The 17,478-nt window shown below is 60.4% G+C and carries 17 protein-coding genes and 4 tRNA genes; 6 read left to right on the forward strand and 15 right to left on the reverse strand.

Annotation, left to right across the window (positions count from 1 at the left end; genetic code table 11):
• Window positions 1–8: 8 nt before the first annotated feature.
• Window positions 9–944 carry a LysR family transcriptional regulator gene (locus CWE01_RS12245; protein ID WP_100940785.1) on the reverse strand — a complete coding sequence of 312 codons (936 nt, stop codon included), beginning with the start codon at window positions 942–944 and terminating at the stop codon, window positions 9–11.
• Between the two features lie 90 nt (window positions 945–1,034).
• On the opposite strand from CWE01_RS12245, the gene CWE01_RS12250 reads away from it, so the two are divergent.
• From CWE01_RS12250 to CWE01_RS12260, 3 genes are all read left to right on the forward strand, one after another.
• On the forward strand, window positions 1,035–1,661 hold the full coding sequence (locus tag CWE01_RS12250; protein WP_100940786.1) for a hypothetical protein: 627 nt from the start codon (window positions 1,035–1,037) through the stop codon (window positions 1,659–1,661).
• A 31-nt stretch (window positions 1,662–1,692) separates the two neighbouring features.
• Window positions 1,693–2,331 (forward strand): LysE family translocator, encoded by a 639-nt coding sequence (locus CWE01_RS12255; protein WP_100940787.1) that lies wholly within the window; start codon window positions 1,693–1,695, stop codon window positions 2,329–2,331.
• 177 nt (window positions 2,332–2,508) lie between these two features.
• Complete coding sequence (locus tag CWE01_RS12260; RefSeq protein WP_100940788.1) at window positions 2,509–4,248, forward strand: dipeptidase; 1,740 nt, start codon at window positions 2,509–2,511, stop codon at window positions 4,246–4,248.
• A gap of 124 nt (window positions 4,249–4,372) precedes the next feature.
• Here CWE01_RS12260 and CWE01_RS12265 read toward each other — a convergent pair.
• The 4 genes from CWE01_RS12265 to CWE01_RS12280 form a co-directional block, all read right to left on the reverse strand.
• Window positions 4,373–4,448 (reverse strand) — tRNA-Gly (locus CWE01_RS12265).
• Between the two features lie 3 nt (window positions 4,449–4,451).
• Window positions 4,452–4,527: transfer RNA gene (locus CWE01_RS12270), tRNA-Glu, on the reverse strand.
• A 105-nt stretch (window positions 4,528–4,632) separates the two neighbouring features.
• A tRNA-Gly gene (locus tag CWE01_RS12275) sits at window positions 4,633–4,708 on the reverse strand.
• 2 nt (window positions 4,709–4,710) lie between these two features.
• A tRNA-Glu gene (locus tag CWE01_RS12280) sits at window positions 4,711–4,786 on the reverse strand.
• Between the two features lie 342 nt (window positions 4,787–5,128).
• Between CWE01_RS12280 and CWE01_RS12285 the strand changes: the two genes are divergently transcribed.
• Window positions 5,129–5,887 carry a hypothetical protein gene (locus CWE01_RS12285; protein WP_100940789.1) on the forward strand — a complete coding sequence of 253 codons (759 nt, stop codon included), beginning with the start codon at window positions 5,129–5,131 and terminating at the stop codon, window positions 5,885–5,887.
• 65 nt (window positions 5,888–5,952) lie between these two features.
• Here the strand turns inward: CWE01_RS12285 and CWE01_RS12290 are convergent, their stop codons facing one another.
• On the reverse strand, window positions 5,953–6,297 hold the full coding sequence (locus CWE01_RS12290; protein ID WP_100940790.1) for a YggL family protein: 345 nt from the start codon (window positions 6,295–6,297) through the stop codon (window positions 5,953–5,955).
• 231 nt (window positions 6,298–6,528) lie between these two features.
• On the opposite strand from CWE01_RS12290, the gene dacB reads away from it, so the two are divergent.
• Complete coding sequence (dacB, locus tag CWE01_RS12295; protein ID WP_100940791.1) at window positions 6,529–7,983, forward strand: D-alanyl-D-alanine carboxypeptidase/D-alanyl-D-alanine-endopeptidase; 1,455 nt, start codon at window positions 6,529–6,531, stop codon at window positions 7,981–7,983.
• A gap of 38 nt (window positions 7,984–8,021) precedes the next feature.
• Here dacB and rlmKL read toward each other — a convergent pair whose 3' ends face one another.
• Window positions 8,022–10,289, reverse strand: a complete 2,268-nt coding sequence (rlmKL, locus tag CWE01_RS12300) for a bifunctional 23S rRNA (guanine(2069)-N(7))-methyltransferase RlmK/23S rRNA (guanine(2445)-N(2))-methyltransferase RlmL (RefSeq protein ID WP_100940792.1) — start codon at window positions 10,287–10,289, stop codon at window positions 8,022–8,024.
• Window positions 10,290–10,907: 618 nt separating this feature from the next.
• Here rlmKL and rmf point away from each other — a divergent pair.
• The gene (gene rmf, locus CWE01_RS12305; RefSeq protein ID WP_002553055.1) at window positions 10,908–11,123 is read left to right on the forward strand and encodes a ribosome modulation factor; all 216 of its coding nucleotides are present in this window, start codon (window positions 10,908–10,910) and stop codon (window positions 11,121–11,123) included.
• A gap of 116 nt (window positions 11,124–11,239) precedes the next feature.
• Here the strand turns inward: rmf and CWE01_RS12310 are convergent, their stop codons facing one another.
• The 8 genes from CWE01_RS12310 to CWE01_RS12345 form a co-directional block, all read right to left on the reverse strand.
• Window positions 11,240–12,262, reverse strand: a complete 1,023-nt coding sequence (locus CWE01_RS12310) for a quinone-dependent dihydroorotate dehydrogenase (protein WP_100940793.1) — start codon at window positions 12,260–12,262, stop codon at window positions 11,240–11,242.
• Window positions 12,263–12,349: 87 nt separating this feature from the next.
• Window positions 12,350–12,871 (reverse strand): winged helix-turn-helix domain-containing protein, encoded by a 522-nt coding sequence (locus CWE01_RS12315; protein WP_256579344.1) that lies wholly within the window; start codon window positions 12,869–12,871, stop codon window positions 12,350–12,352.
• 301 nt (window positions 12,872–13,172) lie between these two features.
• A complete protein-coding gene (locus CWE01_RS12320) occupies window positions 13,173–13,451 on the reverse strand; it encodes an acyl carrier protein (protein ID WP_100940795.1) in 279 nt (92 codons plus the stop codon).
• The gene (locus CWE01_RS12325; protein WP_256579345.1) at window positions 13,448–13,951 is read right to left on the reverse strand and encodes a SycD/LcrH family type III secretion system chaperone; all 504 of its coding nucleotides are present in this window, start codon (window positions 13,949–13,951) and stop codon (window positions 13,448–13,450) included. The genes CWE01_RS12320 and CWE01_RS12325 overlap by 4 nt, the downstream gene beginning before the upstream one ends.
• The gene (locus CWE01_RS12330; protein ID WP_100940797.1) at window positions 13,948–14,757 is read right to left on the reverse strand and encodes a helix-turn-helix domain-containing protein; all 810 of its coding nucleotides are present in this window, start codon (window positions 14,755–14,757) and stop codon (window positions 13,948–13,950) included. Before CWE01_RS12330 ends, CWE01_RS12325 begins: the two co-directional genes overlap by 4 nt.
• Window positions 14,758–14,879: 122 nt before the next feature.
• Entirely contained in the window at window positions 14,880–15,863 is a 984-nt protein-coding gene (locus CWE01_RS12335) for an OmpA family protein (protein ID WP_100940798.1), read from the reverse strand.
• Between the two features lie 107 nt (window positions 15,864–15,970).
• On the reverse strand, window positions 15,971–16,561 hold the full coding sequence (sigX, locus tag CWE01_RS12340; protein WP_100940799.1) for an RNA polymerase sigma factor SigX: 591 nt from the start codon (window positions 16,559–16,561) through the stop codon (window positions 15,971–15,973).
• Between the two features lie 91 nt (window positions 16,562–16,652).
• Complete coding sequence (locus tag CWE01_RS12345; RefSeq protein WP_100940800.1) at window positions 16,653–17,477, reverse strand: mechanosensitive ion channel domain-containing protein; 825 nt, start codon at window positions 17,475–17,477, stop codon at window positions 16,653–16,655.
• Between the last annotated feature and the right edge of the window lies 1 nt (window position 17,478).

The raw sequence follows: 17,478 nt of genomic DNA on the forward strand, positions 1-17,478 counted from the left end.
CTGGGCGCCTACAACGCCTTGCGCAACGTCGGCTCCCGGGCCAGGCGCTCCACCAGGTAGTCGATAAACACCCGCAACTTCGGCGACAGGTAGGGCGTCGGCGTATACAGCAGCCAGAGGCCGCCGTGATAGGACGCCAGAAACGTCCAGGCCGGTAGCACCTGGACGATCAAGCCCTGCTCCAGGGCATGCCGCGCCGTGAAATACGGCAGGCTGCCAATGCCGATATGCTGCAACACCGCATCCAGCCGCACCCCCGTGTGGTTGGCCGCATAGCGCCCGCGGACCCCGACGGTCACCGACTTGCTGCCCTGCCTGAACTTCCAGCGCGCGTCGTTGGGCGTATCCCCCAGATAGATGCAACTGTGCTCCAGCAGGTCATGGGGGTGCTGCGGCGTACCGTGTTCGGCCAGGTACTGCGGCGTCGCACAGAGCAGATGCTCGATGGGCATCAACTGGCGGCCCACCAAGCCGACCGGCGGATGGTCGGTAATACGCAGGATCAGGTCGACATTGTCCTCGATCAGGTCCACTGGCCGGTCCTCGAGAATCATCTGCACATCCACCTGCGGATAACGTCGCAGGAACTCTGGCATATGCGGATGCACGACAAAGCGCCCCACCGCCTTCGGCACGCTGACCCGCACCAGCCCTTGGGCCTCGTGGGTGTACTGACCGCTGATCTCCATCACCGAGCGCGCCGCGCTGACCATTTCCCGACAACGCTTGAAGGTCTCCTCGCCACTGTCGCTCAGGCGCAATTTGCGCGTGGTGCGCTGCAGCAGCCGGGTCGCCAGGGCCTTTTCCAAACGGGAAATCGAGCGGCTCACCGCCGAAGGCGATGAACCGAGCTGGCGCGCGGCTTCCGAGAAGCTGCCGGTCTCGACCACCTTGACGAAAATCGCCATTTCGCTCAGCAACGCCAGCGGTAGATTGATGCTCATGACGCACAGGTCCATTGAGATTTGATCGGATTATCACACGCCTATGGCCTTTTTATACTGGCAACCGACAGCCTGATGGAGATCCGAATCATGACCCAGCGCCTTTTTTTCAATAGCGACGAACTGACCTGCGAGGTCGAAGTGCTTGCCTGCACAGCCCATGAAGAGGGCTTCGTCGTAACCCTCGACGCCACTCCCTTTCACCCCCAGGGCGGCGGCCAACCCTTCGACACCGGCTGGATCGGCGAAAGCCAGGTGCTGCGTGTTCTACAAACCGCCGAAGGTATCGCGCACCATGTCGATCGCGCGCTCCCCAAGGGATCGGCCCGGGCCCGGGTCGATGCCGAGCGACGTTCGCTGCATGCACGCCTGCACTCTGCCGGTCATCTGATCGGCCACTACGGCGAGAGCCAGGGCTGGAAACCGCTCAAGGCCCATCACTGGCCTGGGGAAAGCCGTGTCTCGTTCAGCCGCGGCGAGCAGCCGAAAACCATGGAGGCAAGCGCCATCCGGCAGGCCCTGGAAGAGTGGATCAAGGCGGATAAACCGCGCCACCTGCACGTGGCGGGCGAGCAACGGGAGGTGAGTTTCGGCGAACTGCCCGCCTACCCCTGTGGCGGCACCCATGTCCGTTCGCTGAGTGAGATCGGCCAGGTCGAAGTCCTGTCCATCAGCGAAAAGAAAGGCACCCTCGCCGTCAGCTACCGCGTGAATTGATCCCCTCCAGCGCAGATATTCAGGAACACCTATGCACAGCCAATACCTGAACGAATTCCTCGCCCTGGCGGCCATTCACTTTCTCGCCGTGGTCGCCCCCGGCCCGGATTTCGCCGTGACCATTCGCCAGAGCGTGCGCTTCGGCCGGCTCATCGGCGTAATCACCGCCCTCGGCATCGGCGCCGGGATCTCGGTGCATGTGCTCTATACCCTGCTCGGCGTCGGCGCGCTGATGCACAGCGCACCCTGGCTGCTGAACGTCGCCAAGGTGATCGGCGGTGGCTACATCCTCTACCTGGGCATCAACCTGCTGCGCAGCAAAGCCCAGGCAGCGCGCACAGATTTCGGCCAAGCCGCCGACGACCTCCCACGGCAAAGCCTGGCCAAGGCATTTATGATCGGCTTCCTGACCAACGCCACCAACCCCAAGGCCACGCTGTTCTTCCTGGCAATCTTCACCACGGTGGTCAGCGCCTCGACCCCACTGGAGATCCAGGCGCTCTATGGCCTGTGGATGTGCAGCGTCAATGCGCTGTGGTTCATCCTGGTCAGCCTGCTGTTTTCCAGCGAGCGGGTCCGCCAGGCGTTCCTGAAAATGGGTCACTGGTTCGAACGCACCATGGGCGTGGTGCTGATTCTGTTTGCCGGGCGCCTGATGCTGTCTTTATAAGCAGCCCACCGACGAGGCCCTTGAGCGGGAAAAGATTCAGCGTGGTTTGTATTTCCCCAGGAAAAATCCTACATCAAGGACTCCCGCACAGCGGCCCTATGGTGTTAGCTTGGGAAAATATCTGTCCTATCGATCAGATTTTTCTCACAAACTACCTGCAAAGGAATGCTTCCCGTAATGAATTTCCCACTCAAACACCTGGCCACCACCACCCTGATGCTGGCCAGCCTTTCGTTGCTCACCACGCCCGCACAAGCCAACATCACCCCGCAACAGAGTGCGGCCATCCTGGGCACCTTCAGTGACGCATCGGTCACGGATTTCAGGCAGTTCCTCGGACGCCTGGGCAAGAGCGACCTGGCCAAGATCGACGACCTCGGCCCGGCCATCGGTGCATTCCTCGACAACAAAACCCTTTCCCCCGAACAGCAGAACGAGATCCATCGCCTGCTGGGCCTCTATGCTCGGGTGAAATACGGCAACGCGGCCACCGAGACCTTGCGTGAGCTGGTGGCTATCCCGACCGTCCGCGTGGACGGCGTGGCCCAGCACGAGAATCCCGAATTCATCAGGATCGGCGAAAAAATCAAGGATCTGGCCCAGGCCTTCAACCTGAACTTCCGCAACGTCGACAACCGCGTCTATGAAATTTCCCTGGACGGCAGTGGCGATGAACTCGTGGGCATTCACGCCCATGCCGACGTGGTGCCGGTGACACCGGAGAACTGGGTACTGAAAGACGGCACCCGCCTCGACCCGTTCAAGGTCACCCTGATCGGCGACCGCATGTACGGCCGGGGCACCGAGGATGACAAGAACGGCATCGTGGTGGCGCTCTACGCCATGAAGATCATCAAGGAAGAAAAGCTGCCACTGGCGAGAAACTTCAAACTGCTGGTGGACACCACCGAAGAGACCACCGGCGACGCCATCCCCTATTACTTCGAACACAACCCGGTCCCCAGCTATAACCTGGCGCTGGATGGCGGCTACCCGGTGGTGATTGCCGAGAAAGGCTACGGCACGGTCATGGCCAACTTTGCCCGACGCAAAGCCGAGGGCAAAGGCGCGGAAATCCTCTCGCTGACCGGAGGCATGGCCACCAACCAGATTCCGTCGACGTCGGTCGCCACCCTGGCGAGTGACAAGCCCGCCGAACTGGCCGCCAGCCTGCAGCAGGCCGGTACCGATTATGCCAAGCGCAATGGCGGCAACTTCGATATCACCGCCAAAGTCGTCGGCAAGGAGGTCAAGCTGACGGTCACCGGCGTTTCCGCCCACTCCTCCGAGCCCGAGTCAGGGGTCAACCCGGTGGCGAGAATGCTGGACTTCATCAACAGCCTGGACGGCAAGATCGCGCTCAAGCACAACCACATCACCGACGCCGCCCGCTACGCCGCCGACAACTGGGGCCTGGACTACCTGGGTGGCAAATTGGGCGTGGGCTTTTCCGACGCCTTCATGGGACCGCTGACGGCATCCCTGACCTATGTCGGGATGGATGAAAAAACCTTCAAGCTCGCGGTCAACCTGCGGGTGCCGAAGGGCAAGTCTCCGGAAACGCTCAAGGGCGAAATCGCCGGCAAGCTGAGCGCCTGGAGCGAAAAGACCCACATTGCGCCGGCCTTCGACTACTCGATCGCCGAACCGATGTACCGCAACCCCGAGGGTGAATGGGTCAAGGCATTGCTGGCGGTGGCCAGCGAAAACCTGGGCATGGAACACAAGTTCGGCACTTCGGCCGGCGCAACCTCGGCCCATGAGTTGCCCAATGGCGTGCAGTTCGGCCTGGCCAGGCCCGAGGTCAAGTACACCGGTCACACCGACAACGAGTTCAAGACGGTCGAGCAATTCCTCCTGGACCTGCAGATCGTGACCGAAATGATGGGGAGCATCGGGCAGATGCCGAAGCTCTGAGCCCTATAGGACCCGCCCTTCTGGCGGGTCCACTGCCTTGATCCGACGCGAAGTCGAACAGCAACTGCTGAATCACGCACACACAAAAACGCCGCTCATCACTGAGCGGCGTTTTCATTGAATATGGAGCGGGAAACGAGACTCGAACTCGCGACCCCGACCTTGGCAAGGTCGTGCTCTACCAACTGAGCTATTCCCGCAAATGGCGTCCCCTAGGGGACTCGAACCCCTGTTACCGCCGTGAAAGGGCGGTGTCCTAGGCCACTAGACGAAGGGGACACGCTAACTGAAACACATGGTGTGTATTCCAGTGCCCAAATCCGCATCCGAAGATATCGGTTCTGGTTTCACTCAGCCCCGCCCGAAAGCAGTGCTGTTTAAAAATGGAGCGGGAAACGAGACTCGAACTCGCGACCCCGACCTTGGCAAGGTCGTGCTCTACCAACTGAGCTATTCCCGCATTGGCGTCCCCTAGGGGACTCGAACCCCTGTTACCGCCGTGAAAGGGCGGTGTCCTAGGCCACTAGACGAAGGGGACACACTACAACTTCACTCCCTGCCGCGCTTCGCTGTGTGCTTTACGCTGCAAGTGGCGCGCATTCTATGGATGGATCGAGGGGGCGTCAACCCCCAAGGATAAATTTATTTAAATCAATGACTTCGCCACCCTTTACAGGGCTTTCCCGGCGCTCCTCGCGTCTGCCCCTTGGCGCCTATATTCTGGCGCCCGACAAGACGTTATAGTGATCTCGGGAAATAGTGGCGATGTGCTCTATCCCAGGCGCCATGCAGCGCGTCGATCAATGCTATCGGCGAAAACGCCAAGCCACTACACTCGTTCGCATTACACCTTGAAGAGGTCTTAACGGTGACACCATTCATGATCACCCTGCTGGTCGCAGCCGGGATCTTTCTCCTGATCGCCATCGGCTTCCTCAATCATATGGCGGAAAGCCGCAAGCTGGAGAAGGCCCGACTCAAGGTCGAGCTCAATGACCGCCTGCGCCGCTGCGGAGAAATCACCGAGACCTTCCCCGGCCAATTGATGAGCCCGGCCCTCAAGCTGCTGCTGACACGCCTGGAACTCAACGTGAACCAGCGGCTGCTGAACATGGAAAAGACCAACAGCAAATTCAAGGCCCGGGTGACCGAGCTCACGGCGCTGGTCAGCCAGGGCGAGTCGATTCCGGTCAACAACCCGCCCGGCCCGATCCAGACCGAAGCCAAGGCCAAGGATGTACGCTTCCTGTTGGAAGCCCTGCACGGCCAGATCACCCGCGCGGCCCAGGACGGTTTCCTCCCCGCCACCGAAGCCAAGCACTGGATCCGTGAAGTGCGGCATATCCTGGTATTGCTGCATATCGAGTTCTTCAACAACCTCGGCCAGCATGCCCTGCAACAGGAACAGCCGGGACAGGCGCGCCTGGCCTTCGAGCGCGGCGTGCAATACCTGCGCAAGCAGCCTGAGCCGGCGGTCTATAACGAACAGCTGATCTTCATGGAGAAGCTGTTGGCCCGCGCCAACTCCATGGTGCTCACCAACATCAAGCCGACTGAAGAAGACGTCAACGAGCTGACCATGGGCCTGAAGGACGTCGAAGCCGACGCCGACTGGAAGAAGAAAGCCATCTACGATTGATGGAATCCCAGGCATAAAAAAACGGACAAGCCAGGCTTGTCCGTTTTTTATGCGTTACCGGGAAATCAGGCGACCGGATTGATCGGCTTGTCCGGGTACCAGACGTCCATCAACGGGCTGACTTCAACGGAGGTCAGTTCGCTGCGGGTCTTGAGCCAGGCTTCAACGTTAGCACGTTGTTCAGCGCTGACCGAGCCACGCTTCTGCAGGCAAACCAGACCGTAGTCATCGCCGCCGACATAGCCAAGACCGTTGGCTTCCATCGCTTCTTTCAGGAATGCGTCGAGGAAAACGTCGATAGCCTCTTCACTCAGGTCTTCTTTGAAATCCAGGTTCAGCTCAAAACCCAACTCCTGAAATTCATCGACGCACAGCTTTTTGCGCAGACGCTGGGAACGGTTAGTCGCCATGAAACAATCCTCAAAAGTAATAACGGGCGGCACTTTATCAGTTTAAGGCTGCAATTGCCCGGATCTGTGCTGCCGCCGGGCCGATCCGCGGAAAAAAATCAGTAATACGTGGCCGGCCCAAGGCCCAAGTTCCGCTGCCCTGGGGCATAATGCCGTCAATTTCACGACCATTGAGGGATTTTTGTCCACATGCCCTCGTATTTCCCCTTCGACGGTAGGGTTCCATTTCATATGATCAAATCTTTACGTCCGCTGCTGCTCGCCGGTCTTCTCCTTCCCCTGGCCCTCCCCTCCTACGCAGCGCCCGTCAACACCACCCTCTCTCCCAAGGTCCAGCAGGCGCTCAGAGCCAGCAAGCTGCAAAACGACGCCTTGTCCCTGATGCTGGTGCCACTCGACGGCCCCGGCATCCCCACGGCGGTCAACGCCGACGTGTCGGTGAACCCGGCCTCGACCATGAAGCTGATCACCACCTACGCCGCCCTGGAAATGCTCGGCCCCAACCACCAGTGGAAAACCGAGTTCTACACCGACGGCACCCTGAGCAACGGCGTCCTGCAAGGCAACCTGTACCTCAAGGGCGGCGGCGACCCGAAGCTGAACATGGAAAAACTCTGGCTGCTGATGCGCGATCTGCGGGCCAATGGCGTGAACCAGGTGACCGGCGATCTGGTCCTCGACCGCAGCTTCTTCATCCAGCCGCAACTGCCGGAATTCAATGACGACGGCAACGACGAGAACAAGCCGTTCCTGGTCAAGCCCGATGCGTTGATGGTCAACCTCAAGGCCCTGCGCTTCGTCGCGCGCAACGACTCGGGCAAGGTGCTGGTCTCGGTGGAGCCGCCGATTGCCAGCATCCGCATCGACAACCAGGTCAAGGCGGTCAATGCCAAACAGTGCTCCGGCGACGTGCGCTACAACCCGGTGGTCCAGGACGACGGCAGTACCCTGGTCACCGTCAGCGGCCAACTGGCCGAAGGCTGCAGCTCGCAGACCTACCTGTCGCTGCTCGACCACCCGACCTACGCCGCCGGTGCCGTGCGCGCCATCTGGCAGGAATTGGGCGGCAGCATCCATGGCAAGGACCGTTCCGACGTGGTGCCCAAGAGCGCCCGCCTGCTGGCTCGGGCCTACTCGCCGGACCTGACGGAAATCATCCGCGACATCAACAAATACAGTAACAACACCATGGCCCAGCAACTGTTCCTGAGCCTGGGTGCGGAGTATCGCAACGATGCCGACGGCGATGACGCCAAGGCGGCGCAGCGGGTGGTGCGTCAGTGGCTGGCGAAAAAAGGCATTATCGCGCCGCACCTGGTGATGGAGAACGGCTCCGGCCTGTCCCGTGCCGAGCGGGTCAGCGCGCGGGAAATGGCGAGCATGCTGCAATCGGCCTGGAAGAGCCCCTATGCCGCGGAGTTCATCAGTTCGCTGCCGATCGTCGGTACCGACGGCACCATGCGCAAACGCCTGAAGCAGACGGCCATGCGTGGCGAGGCCCATATCAAGACCGGGACCCTGAACACCGTGCGCGCCATTGCCGGCTTCAGCCGCGACGATAACGGCACCACCTGGGCGGTGGTGGCGATTCTCAACGACCCGAAACCCTGGGGTGCCTCCTCGGTACTCGATCAGGTGTTGCTGGACCTGTACCGCCAACCCAACGTGCCCGACGCGGACGAATAACCCGAGCCCTGAATATCAGGGCCCGGGATCCGTTGTGATCAGCGGGCGCTGATTTTCCAGGCGCGGTGGATCTTGCTGTTGCGGGCGAAATCCGGGTCCAGGGTCTGGGCACTGATTTCCTCGACGGCATAACGCGTCGCCAGGTGCTCGTCCAACTGGAACTTGCGGAAGTTGTTGGAGAAATACAGCACGCCGCCCGGTGCCAGGCGGGCCACGGCCAGGTCGAGCAACTGCACGTGGTCACGCTGGACGTCGAACACGCCTTCCATGCGCTTGGAGTTGGAGAAGGTCGGCGGATCGATGAAGATCAGGTCGAACTCATCACGACTGGCCTCCAGCCAGGCCATCACATCCCCCTGTTCCAGGCGGTTCTTGTCGGAGAAGCCATTGAGCGACAGGTTGCGCCGCGCCCAGTCCAGGTAGGTTTTCGACAGGTCGACGCTGGTGGTGGTGCGCGCACCGCCCTTGGCCGCGTGCACACTGGCGGTCGCGGTGTAGCAGAACAGGTTGAGGAAGCGTTTGCCGGCCGCCTCTTTCTGGATCCGCAGGCGCATCGGCCGGTGGTCGAGAAACAGACCGGTGTCGAGGTAGTCGGTCAGGTTGACCAACAACTTCACGCCACCTTCGTTGACCTCGGTGAATTTGCCCTGGGCGCTCTGGCGCTCGTATTGCTTGGTGCCGCTCTGGCGCTCGCGGCGCTTGATGATCACCCGGCTCTTGTCGACGTTCAACGCCTGGGGAATCGCCGCCAGGGCATCGAACAGTCGGGCCTGGGCCTTTTCCGGATCGATGGACTTCGGCGCGGCGTATTCCTGGACGTGCACCCAGTCGTGGTACAGGTCGATGGCCAGCGAGTATTCCGGCATATCGGCGTCATACACCCGATAGCAGTCGACGCCTTCACGCCGGGCCCACTTGCCCAATTGCTTGAGGTTCTTCTGCAAACGGTTGGCGAACATCTGCCCGCCTTCGCTCAGGCGGGCCTGCTCGACCACTGGCGCAGGGGTCGGTGCCGGCTTGATCGGATTGCCGTTCTTGTTGAATTTCGGTGCTTCGGCCACCTCCTGCGCCAGGACTTCAGCCTGTTCGCGTTCGATCTGGCGTTGTTCCGGTGTGCGACGCTCGCCGGTGACGAACTGATCCGGCACGACCTTGATCAACAACAGCTTGCACGGCAAGGCGCCGTTCCAGAACGAATACTGCTTGTGGCTGCGAATGCCCATGCGCTTGCCCAGGTCCGGGGCACCAGTGAACACCGCCGCCTCCCAGTTCAGGCAGGACTGGCGCAGGCGCTCGCCGAGGTTCTGGTAGAGGTAGAGCAGGCTGGCTTCGTCGCCCAGGCGTTCGCCGTAGGGAGGGTTGCAGATCACCAGGCCTTTCTGGTTCTGGTCCGGGCGCGGCTCGAAGGTCGCCACTTCGCCCTGGTAGACCTTGATCCATTCACTCAGGCCGGCGCGCTCGATGTTGTTGCGCGCGGGCTGGATCAGCCGTGGATCGGCTTCATAACCGCGAATCCACAGCGGCGGCTTGGCCAGGCCGGCTTCGGCACGCACCGTGGCTTCTTCGTGAAGTTTCTTCCACAGCGCCGGTACGTGACCGAGCCAGGCGTCGAAGCCCCAGTGCACGCGGTTGAGGTTGGGCGCCATATCGGCGGCGATCATCCCGGCCTCGACCAGGAAGGTCCCGACACCACACATCGGGTCGGCCAGGGCCCCGCCTTCGGCGGCAATCCGCGGCCAGCCGGAGCGGATCAGGATCGCCGCCGCGAGGTTTTCCTTCAGCGGCGCGGCCCCCTGCTGCAGGCGATAGCCGCGCTGGTGCAGGCTGTGGCCGGACAGGTCGAGGGAGAGGATCGCCTCGCCACGGTCCAGGCGCAGGTGAATGCGCAGGTCCGGGCTGATCTTGTCGATGGACGGACGTTCGCCGGTCGGAGTGCGCAGTTTGTCGACAATCGCATCCTTGACCTTCAAGGCGCCGAAATGGGTGTTGTCGATGCCCGAACCATGGCCGCTGAACTCAACGGCGAGGGTCCCGTCGGAGACCATGTGGTCCTGCCAGTCGACGTCGAGCACGCCATGGTAAAGGTCCTCGGCGTCCTTCATCGGGAAGCGCTTGAGCACCAGCAGTACACGGTTGGCCAGTCGCGACCAGAGACACAGACGATAGGCGGTCTCCATATCGGCCGTGCCACGGATGGCCGAGGTGTGCTCGCGCGCCTCCTCAAGGCCAAGCCCGACGGCTTCCTCAAGAAGCAGGCCTTCAAGGCCTTTAGGGCAAGTGAGGAAGAGTTCGTAACGATCCGACATGGGAATTCCCGGGCTTCAAGCCTTCAAGGAACGGGCAAACGCATCGCCCGCTCGGTTTCGATCAAGCGCTTTTCTCGAAGAGCGCTCGTGTGGCGCACCATTGCGCCTGTCCATCCAGGCAGATCCTGCAACCGGAGGGGTTGAAAGAACCTTGATGCCTGGACAGCTCAACTCTCGTAATAAAAGTCCTTTTTTAACAAAAACTCTCGTAACAAAAAGTCACATCGTGACCCTTCGTCGAATAATACCTGACTACAACGGGTCGGCATTCGCAACAGAGAATGAAACTCATCATTCATCTAAGGGCTGATCATAGCTGGGTTTTCTTCCGCTACTCGAGCCAACGGCCATCACATCTTATGGCCATAACACCATTATCGTTACGTCCTTATGACAAAACGGTCATTCACACGCCCCTGCGCATTGGTTAGAACTCACATCAGGTTGACGTCGCAATGGCGTCAACACCCCGCCCTACCGCGAAATCGCCCAAGTGCTTTTTCGTACCAGGGCGGAGCTCGCCACGCCGGCAGCGAGCACCAAGGTAGATGCATTCTGCCCGACTTCGCCAAGAGGTCGACGGGACATATAACAGTCAACCAGTGAGGGCAACACCCTATGAGAAGACTTAAGCGTGATCCGTTGGAAAGAGCATTTTTACGCGGATATCAATACGGCGTTCATGGCAAATCCCGTGAGCTTTGCCCCTTTACTCTACCGTCGGTACGCCAAGCCTGGATCAATGGCTGGCGAGAAGGACGCGGCGACAACTGGGACGGTATGACCGGCACTGCGGGAATCCACAGACTCAACGAACTTCACGCTGTCGGCTGATCAGGGCACATTCCGACATGACAATTTGAGCAACAACCGACTTACCATGCACGCCCCATCCGGGCGGCGGGCTTCGGCCCAGGGGCTCCTACGGAGCCCTTTTTAATGCCCCAGGCTTAGCGCCGCAAGGCCGCGATGGCATCCACCGACTGGCGAATCAGCGCCGGTCCCTTGTAGATGAACCCCGAATACACCTGCACCAGGCTCGCCCCGGCGGCGATCTTCTCAGCCGCGTGCTCGCCCTCGGTGATACCGCCGGCCGCGATGATCGGCAAACGCCCGGCCAGTTCAGCAGCCAGCACCTTGACGGTATGGGTACTCTTCTCGCGCACCGGCGCGCCGGACAGGCCACCGGCCTCGTCGCCATGGGCCAGGCCTTCGACACCGACGCGACTCAGGGTGGTGTTGGTAGCGATCACCGCGTCCATGCCCGACTCCAGCAGCGCCTGGGCCACCAGCACCGTCTCTTCGTCGGTCATGTCCGGGGCGATCTTGATCGCCAGCGGCACGTATTTGCCATGCTGCTGGGCCAACTGAGCCTGGCGCACGCGCAGGGCCTCGAGCAGTTGCTTGAGCGAATCGCCGAATTGCAGGCTGCGCAGGCCCGGGGTGTTCGGCGAGCTGACGTTGACCGTCACATAGCTGGCGTGGGCGTAGACCTTGTCCAGGCAGATCAGGTAGTCATCGACGGCACGCTCCACCGGCGTATCGAAGTTCTTGCCGATATTGATCCCGAGGATGCCGCTGTAGCGCGCGGCGCGAACCCGCGACACCAGGTTGTCCACACCCAGGTTGTTGAAGCCCATGCGATTGATGATCGCCTCGGCTTGCGGCAGGCGGAAGATCCGGGGTTTCGGATTGCCCGGCTGCGGCCGTGGCGTCACTGTGCCGATTTCAACGAAGCCGAAGCCCAGCTGGGCAAAACCGTCGATGGCCGCGCCGTTCTTGTCCAGGCCCGCGGCCAGGCCCACCGGGTTGGGAAAGTCCAGGCCCATGACCGTCACCGGGTTCGACGCCGGGGCCTTGCACAACAGGCTGTTAAGTCCCAGGCGGCCACCCGCGCCGATCAGGTCCAGGGACAAATCGTGGGAGACTTCCGGAGAAAACTTGAACAACAGCTGGCGGGCCAGGTTATACATGGGCGGGCTTGACTCGGATGGCGGCGATAGTGGCCGGCGATTATAGCCGGGACCCGGCAAAAACCATAGGCGCACCACGAGCCCGGCTCATCCACAAGGCGGCAACGCGGTCGCCTCGGCGCAACCTTGCAGGCTGGTGACCAGGGCCAGGCGGGCCAGCGCCTGTTGATTGCCGGCTTCCAGCTCCAGGACCCGGGCGACCGCCGCCCGCGCCTGCTCGACCCCCGCGCCGCGATCACACAAACCGAGCATCGACAAGGCCAGCCAGGTATCGGCCAGTTGCAGCGCACTCCAGGGCTCGCAACAGGCGGCTATCAGCTCGGTCGGCAAGGCGCCCAGCGGGTCCTCCAACACCGGCAGCAACGGCACCACCGGACCGGTAAAACGATAGCCCTTGCCGTAGACGGTGGCGATGTAGCCCTTGCTCTCCTCGAGCAATTTGCGCAGCACATAGATACAGCGTGTCAGCGACTCCTCGGCCGCGTCCATGCCAGGCCAGACGCTGTCGAGCAAACGATCCTTGGTCACCAGCCGGCCAGCCGAACCCAGCAACAGGCGCAGCACCTGCAACTCCTTGGGCGGCAGATGAACGCCCCGGCCGCATCTCACCAGGTTTCCATCGCTTTGCAATATCCATTGACCAAAGACGAAGGTTTGTCGCGGAGTCTTTCCAGTGACGCTGTCCATAACCTCGACGCAATCCTCTATAGAGATGTACGACCATTCAAAAATAAACCCGGGAAAAGGGCCTATTCACGAGGAACGTCACGACTATAGGAATTCACATCGAGCCATGTCGGTAGGACATTTCCCGCATGGAAAAGGAATATTCAACAAAGCAGCCCACTCGACAAAACCTACAGGTCCGAGGCCGATTCCTTCATACAAACTGCGCCAAAATGCAGGAGTTTTAGTAGCTCCTCGCCTCTCCCCGGGCGTTTCCTACAAGGCGACACAGATCCGCCACGGTCCGCCAGCGTACGACCTCACCGACCGATAACCTGATACGGAACGCCGCATTGAGCCGCTCAACCAGTTCGGCACGGTCCATGTCGTTGCTGCCCAGGTCTTCGAGCAGCCTCGACTCGAAGCGGATCCTTCTGCGCGGTACTGAAAAATGCTCGGCGAGCAGCACCATCACCTGTTGCTCGATAAAGTAGTCACACTCTCCCGGAACCAGGTAGCTCATGGGTTCATTTTCCCGCAAACCACGCCGGAACATGACGACAGGAGGACCGCCTGCAAATCCTCGAGATAGGCCCGCGAGCGCCGTGGCAGCTCGCCGTGAACCGCCTGTCCGAGCACATAGTCAAAACACTCCCGGGCCTTGGCGTGCGCGCCGAGCGCCAGTTGGCACTCGCCGGTATAGAACATCGGCCGGTAGTCGCCACGGTCCTGGGCAAACGCCACCGCATACAGCTCGATGGCCTTGCGGTAGTGCCCGGAGACCTGATAGACCGCCGCCAGCCCCATCCAGTAATGACTGTTGTAAAAATCGTAGATACACAGGAAACGGAAGAGTTTTTCCGCTTCCTCCAGGCGTCCTTGCTCCTGGAACTGACAGGCGTGGGCATAGAGGCCCTGCACCTGTTCGTTACCGGTTTCGCTCATCTCCTTGAGCGCCTCTTTCGGGATACCCATCACCACACCCCCGAGGAACACGTCAGTGGCTGACGTCTTGACTGTCACGAGATCATCAAACCCATGGACGCCTGGATATCGCAGAGGCGACTGGGCGCCACGCCCAGCAGTTCACGGACCTCCTTGGAAAAATGCGACGAAGAGGCATAACCGAATTCCAGCGCCACATCGGTCAGCGAACACTCGCCGCCGATCATGCTCAGCAGCGCCTTGGCCGTGCGCCAGTCACGCAACTCGGGCTTGGCCGCACAGCCCAGGGCCTGATGGCATAACCGGCGAAAATGCGAGACCGACACGCCATAACGCTTGGCCAGGCCAATCAGTTTCTCGCTGGTGGTGCCCTGCTCCAGGAGAAAACGCACCAGCCAGTAGTCCTGGTTTTGCCGCAGGACTTCGGCAAAACGCTGATAGGCGGGATCGGCGCGCAAGGCGCAGTCGATATACCAGGATTCGAGCAAGGTCCGGCTGGCCGAGACCCCGGCCGCCAGGGGCAAGGCCGCCCAGGGCGCGGCGGCCGATCGTGCCCGTTCAAAGCTCATGCCCTGGTCGATAAACACCTGCAGCTTGACCAGGCTCGCCTCCACGGGGCGCTCGCTGAGCAGGTCACCGCCAATGACCCGCAACATGCCCCGCGCCACCAGCAAGCCCTGCCAGCCCGCCGGCAGGCACCAGGAGACGTTCGCCTCGTCATGGGCCAGGCACACGCCGGCCTCCCCCGCCCGTACCTGTACAACCTGTTCACCACATAAAAAGCCCGGACACCTGGTCGCGGGTAGTTGATTACTCTGCACACTGCGCCCCGTCTCGTTCTTATTGAGCGGTGCGATGATGGCCGGGTGGCGCCAGCCAATCATGATGAAAATCTGATGAAGCGTTGTCCGAAAGCACCCGAGCGCAGGTCGGTGCTCGCGCCGGGCTCAAATCGCAGGCGAAAAAAAGCCCGGCCGAAGCCGGGCTTTTTCTTACCGCAAGCTAATTACTGAGCTTGGGCTTCTACCGACGCTTCTACGCGACGGTTGATGGCGCGACCAGCTTCAGTGGCGTTGTCAGCCACTGGACGGGTTTTGCCGTAGCCAACCGACTGGATGCGGCTAGGAGCAATACCGTCTTTGACCAGAACTTGTTTCACAGCGTCAGCACGACGCTGGGACAGCTTCTGGTTGTAAGCATCTGGACCGACGCTGTCAGTGTGACCAGCAACAACGGTGTTGGTTGCTGGGTACTGCTTCATGAAGTCAGCCAGGTTCTTCACGTCGCCGTAGCTGTTAGGCTTGACCACGGACTTGTTGAAGTCGAACTTCACGTCCAGCTCAACTTTGACAACCTGTGGAGCAGGAGCCGATTCAGCTACTGGAGCTGGAGCCGCTTCTACTGGAGCAGGAGCTGGAGCCGGAGCTACTTTGCCGCCGCTGCCGCCGAAGTTCACGCCCAGGCCGACCAGAGCCTGGTAGTCCCAACGACCGTTGTCCATCTTGTAGTCAGCTTCAACGCCGGCACGAGTGTACAGGTTGTCGGTGATGTACCACTTGGCGCCAGCGCCAGCGGTCAGGTAGGAGGACTGGTCACGGCCAGTGTGGCCATCAGCAGCTACGTTGGTCATGCTGCCGTGAGCCACGCCGCCTTCAACATAAGGACGGATAGCGTCGCCAACGGTGCCGAAGTGGTACTGGGACTTCAGTGCGAAGTGATCGCCATTGATGTTCTGGTTGCCAGTGTCGGTGCTCGAACGAGTGTACTTGTCAGTGCCGTACTGCAGGAGCACTTCAACATCGTCGGTCAGGAAGTAACCGATCGAAGCGGCGTTGGTACGACCATTCTGGTAGTCATCGACGCTGTGGTTCCAGGTTTTGCCGTACGTCAGCTCACCTTCGACCGCGCCTTGGCCTTGTGCCAGTGCGCCGAACGAAGTAGCGGCAATCAGAGAACCAATGGCCAAGCCCAAGGTGTTTTTCAGTTTCATCCGTTAAATCCCCATCTGGTGATTGTAAAGCAGTCCCACAAACCGGGGGACAACTCGGCGGCAAGTGTAGCAGAACTTGCCTACACGTAAGAGACATTTGCGCTGAACTAAGTTTCAGCGATACCCGCAAATTTCTCACGCAATTTGTCTAAGGCCCGTTTATAGCGCATTTTCGTGGCGCTCAAGCCCATGTGCATGATGTCTGCAATCTCCTGAAACTCCAGCTCTGCGACAAATCGTAGCACCAGAATTTCCCGGTCAATCGGGTTCACATGCACTAACCATCGATCCAGTCCGCCCTTCTCCTCAGGTTTCGGCGTCTTCTCTTCAGACGCTTCCTCGAGGGGGTCGAGACTCAACGCATCCATCAGGCGCCGCTTTCGGCGCTCTTTGCGATACTGCGTAATACATTCGTTGTACGTGATGCTATATAGCCATGTCTTGAACTTGGATTTACCCTCAAAGTTCTTGAGGCCATACAGCACCTTCAACATCACTTCCTGACAGACATCGTCCGCATCGCGTTCGTTCCCTAAATATCTTGAACAAACGCTGAACAAGGTGCGTTGATAGCGCCGCATCAATTCTTCATAGGCGCGAGTCACATGAAACAGCTCCGAATGCGCACGCGCCACCAACTCCTCATCGGTGAGTTCGCGGGGGTCGTAGCGCATGGAGAGCGATTGAGCTTTATTCAAAACGAGTCGGGCCGACAGTCAGGTCAATGTCCGCCGCAGCCCATGGCTGCGGGCATTTTTGCGGCGGCATAGAGTAGCAGGGTTTGCCGGGTTAGCGACTGCTCACATGCTGCTCCAGCAAGATCCGATTGGAGAGAGAGACTAGCTCACCCTCATCGGTCAGCAATGTGGTCTTGACCGTGCCAATCTCTTCAATCTGTCCTTCGACCTCACCCACTCGCACTTGTTGCCCAACCTGATACAACTCACGCACATAAATTCCCGCCAGGATCTGCCCGGCGATCTCCCGACTACCCAACCCCATGGCCAGCGCAACGGCCAGACCAACGGTAATGAGCACGATGACAATCACATGGTTCAGCAGGTCGGTCTTGACCTCCAGCTGACTGATCGCCACCGAAATACTGATGATAATCACCAGGCCCTGGGCAACCCGCCCCAGGCCCGAGGCATAATCCAGGCCAACCCCTTCGGCCGCACCGCGCACCAGCCCGCTGACCAGCTGTGCCAGCAAAACCCCCACCAGCAGCACCAGGGCCGCACCGAATACCTTCGGCAAATACAGGGCCAGCATGTCGAGCGTAGCTGAAACTCGCTCAAGTCCAAGGGATTCGGCCGCAGAAACCAGGAAAATCAGCAAAATGAACCAATAAACGATCTTGCCGATCAATGTCGAGATCGGCACCTGGAGGCCGGCACGGCCGAGCAACTTGGTCAACCCGGTACCGCCCATCAGGCGATCCAGGCCCAACTTGGCCAGCAGCTTGGACAGCAGGGTGTCGAGCAGCTTGGCCACGACGAAGCCCAGCAACACCACCACCAGCGCCCCGAACAGATTGGGGATGAAGTTCGCGACTTTGGTCCACAAGGCAGTCATTGCCGTGACGAGGCTCTGGGTCCAGAGATCAAGTTCCATA

The sequence above is a fragment of the Pseudomonas sp. QS1027 genome (assembly GCF_002814235.1).
Taxonomy (GTDB): domain Bacteria; phylum Pseudomonadota; class Gammaproteobacteria; order Pseudomonadales; family Pseudomonadaceae; genus Aquipseudomonas.

Excerpts from the sequence above, each read along its gene's own strand:
- CWE01_RS12310 (WP_100940793.1), bottom strand. The coding sequence starts at position 12,262 with ATGTATAACCTGGCCCGCCAGCTGTTGTTCAAGTTTTCTCCGGAAGTC.
- dacB (WP_100940791.1), top strand. The coding sequence starts at position 6,529 with ATGATCAAATCTTTACGTCCGCTGCTGCTCGCCGGTCTTCTCCTTCCC.
- CWE01_RS12245 (WP_100940785.1), bottom strand. The coding sequence starts at position 944 with ATGAGCATCAATCTACCGCTGGCGTTGCTGAGCGAAATGGCGATTTTC.
- rlmKL (WP_100940792.1), bottom strand. The coding sequence starts at position 10,289 with ATGTCGGATCGTTACGAACTCTTCCTCACTTGCCCTAAAGGCCTTGAA.
- rmf (WP_002553055.1), top strand. The coding sequence starts at position 10,908 with ATGAGAAGACTTAAGCGTGATCCGTTGGAAAGAGCATTTTTACGCGGA.
- CWE01_RS12345 (WP_100940800.1), bottom strand. The coding sequence starts at position 17,477 with ATGGAACTTGATCTCTGGACCCAGAGCCTCGTCACGGCAATGACTGCC.
- CWE01_RS12255 (WP_100940787.1), top strand. The coding sequence starts at position 1,693 with ATGCACAGCCAATACCTGAACGAATTCCTCGCCCTGGCGGCCATTCAC.
- CWE01_RS12320 (WP_100940795.1), bottom strand. The coding sequence starts at position 13,451 with ATGAGCTACCTGGTTCCGGGAGAGTGTGACTACTTTATCGAGCAACAG.
- CWE01_RS12250 (WP_100940786.1), top strand. The coding sequence starts at position 1,035 with ATGACCCAGCGCCTTTTTTTCAATAGCGACGAACTGACCTGCGAGGTC.
- CWE01_RS12290 (WP_100940790.1), bottom strand. The coding sequence starts at position 6,297 with ATGGCGACTAACCGTTCCCAGCGTCTGCGCAAAAAGCTGTGCGTCGAT.
- CWE01_RS12330 (WP_100940797.1), bottom strand. The coding sequence starts at position 14,757 with ATGATTGGCTGGCGCCACCCGGCCATCATCGCACCGCTCAATAAGAAC.
- CWE01_RS12260 (WP_100940788.1), top strand. The coding sequence starts at position 2,509 with ATGAATTTCCCACTCAAACACCTGGCCACCACCACCCTGATGCTGGCC.
- CWE01_RS12285 (WP_100940789.1), top strand. The coding sequence starts at position 5,129 with ATGATCACCCTGCTGGTCGCAGCCGGGATCTTTCTCCTGATCGCCATC.
- CWE01_RS12335 (WP_100940798.1), bottom strand. The coding sequence starts at position 15,863 with ATGAAACTGAAAAACACCTTGGGCTTGGCCATTGGTTCTCTGATTGCC.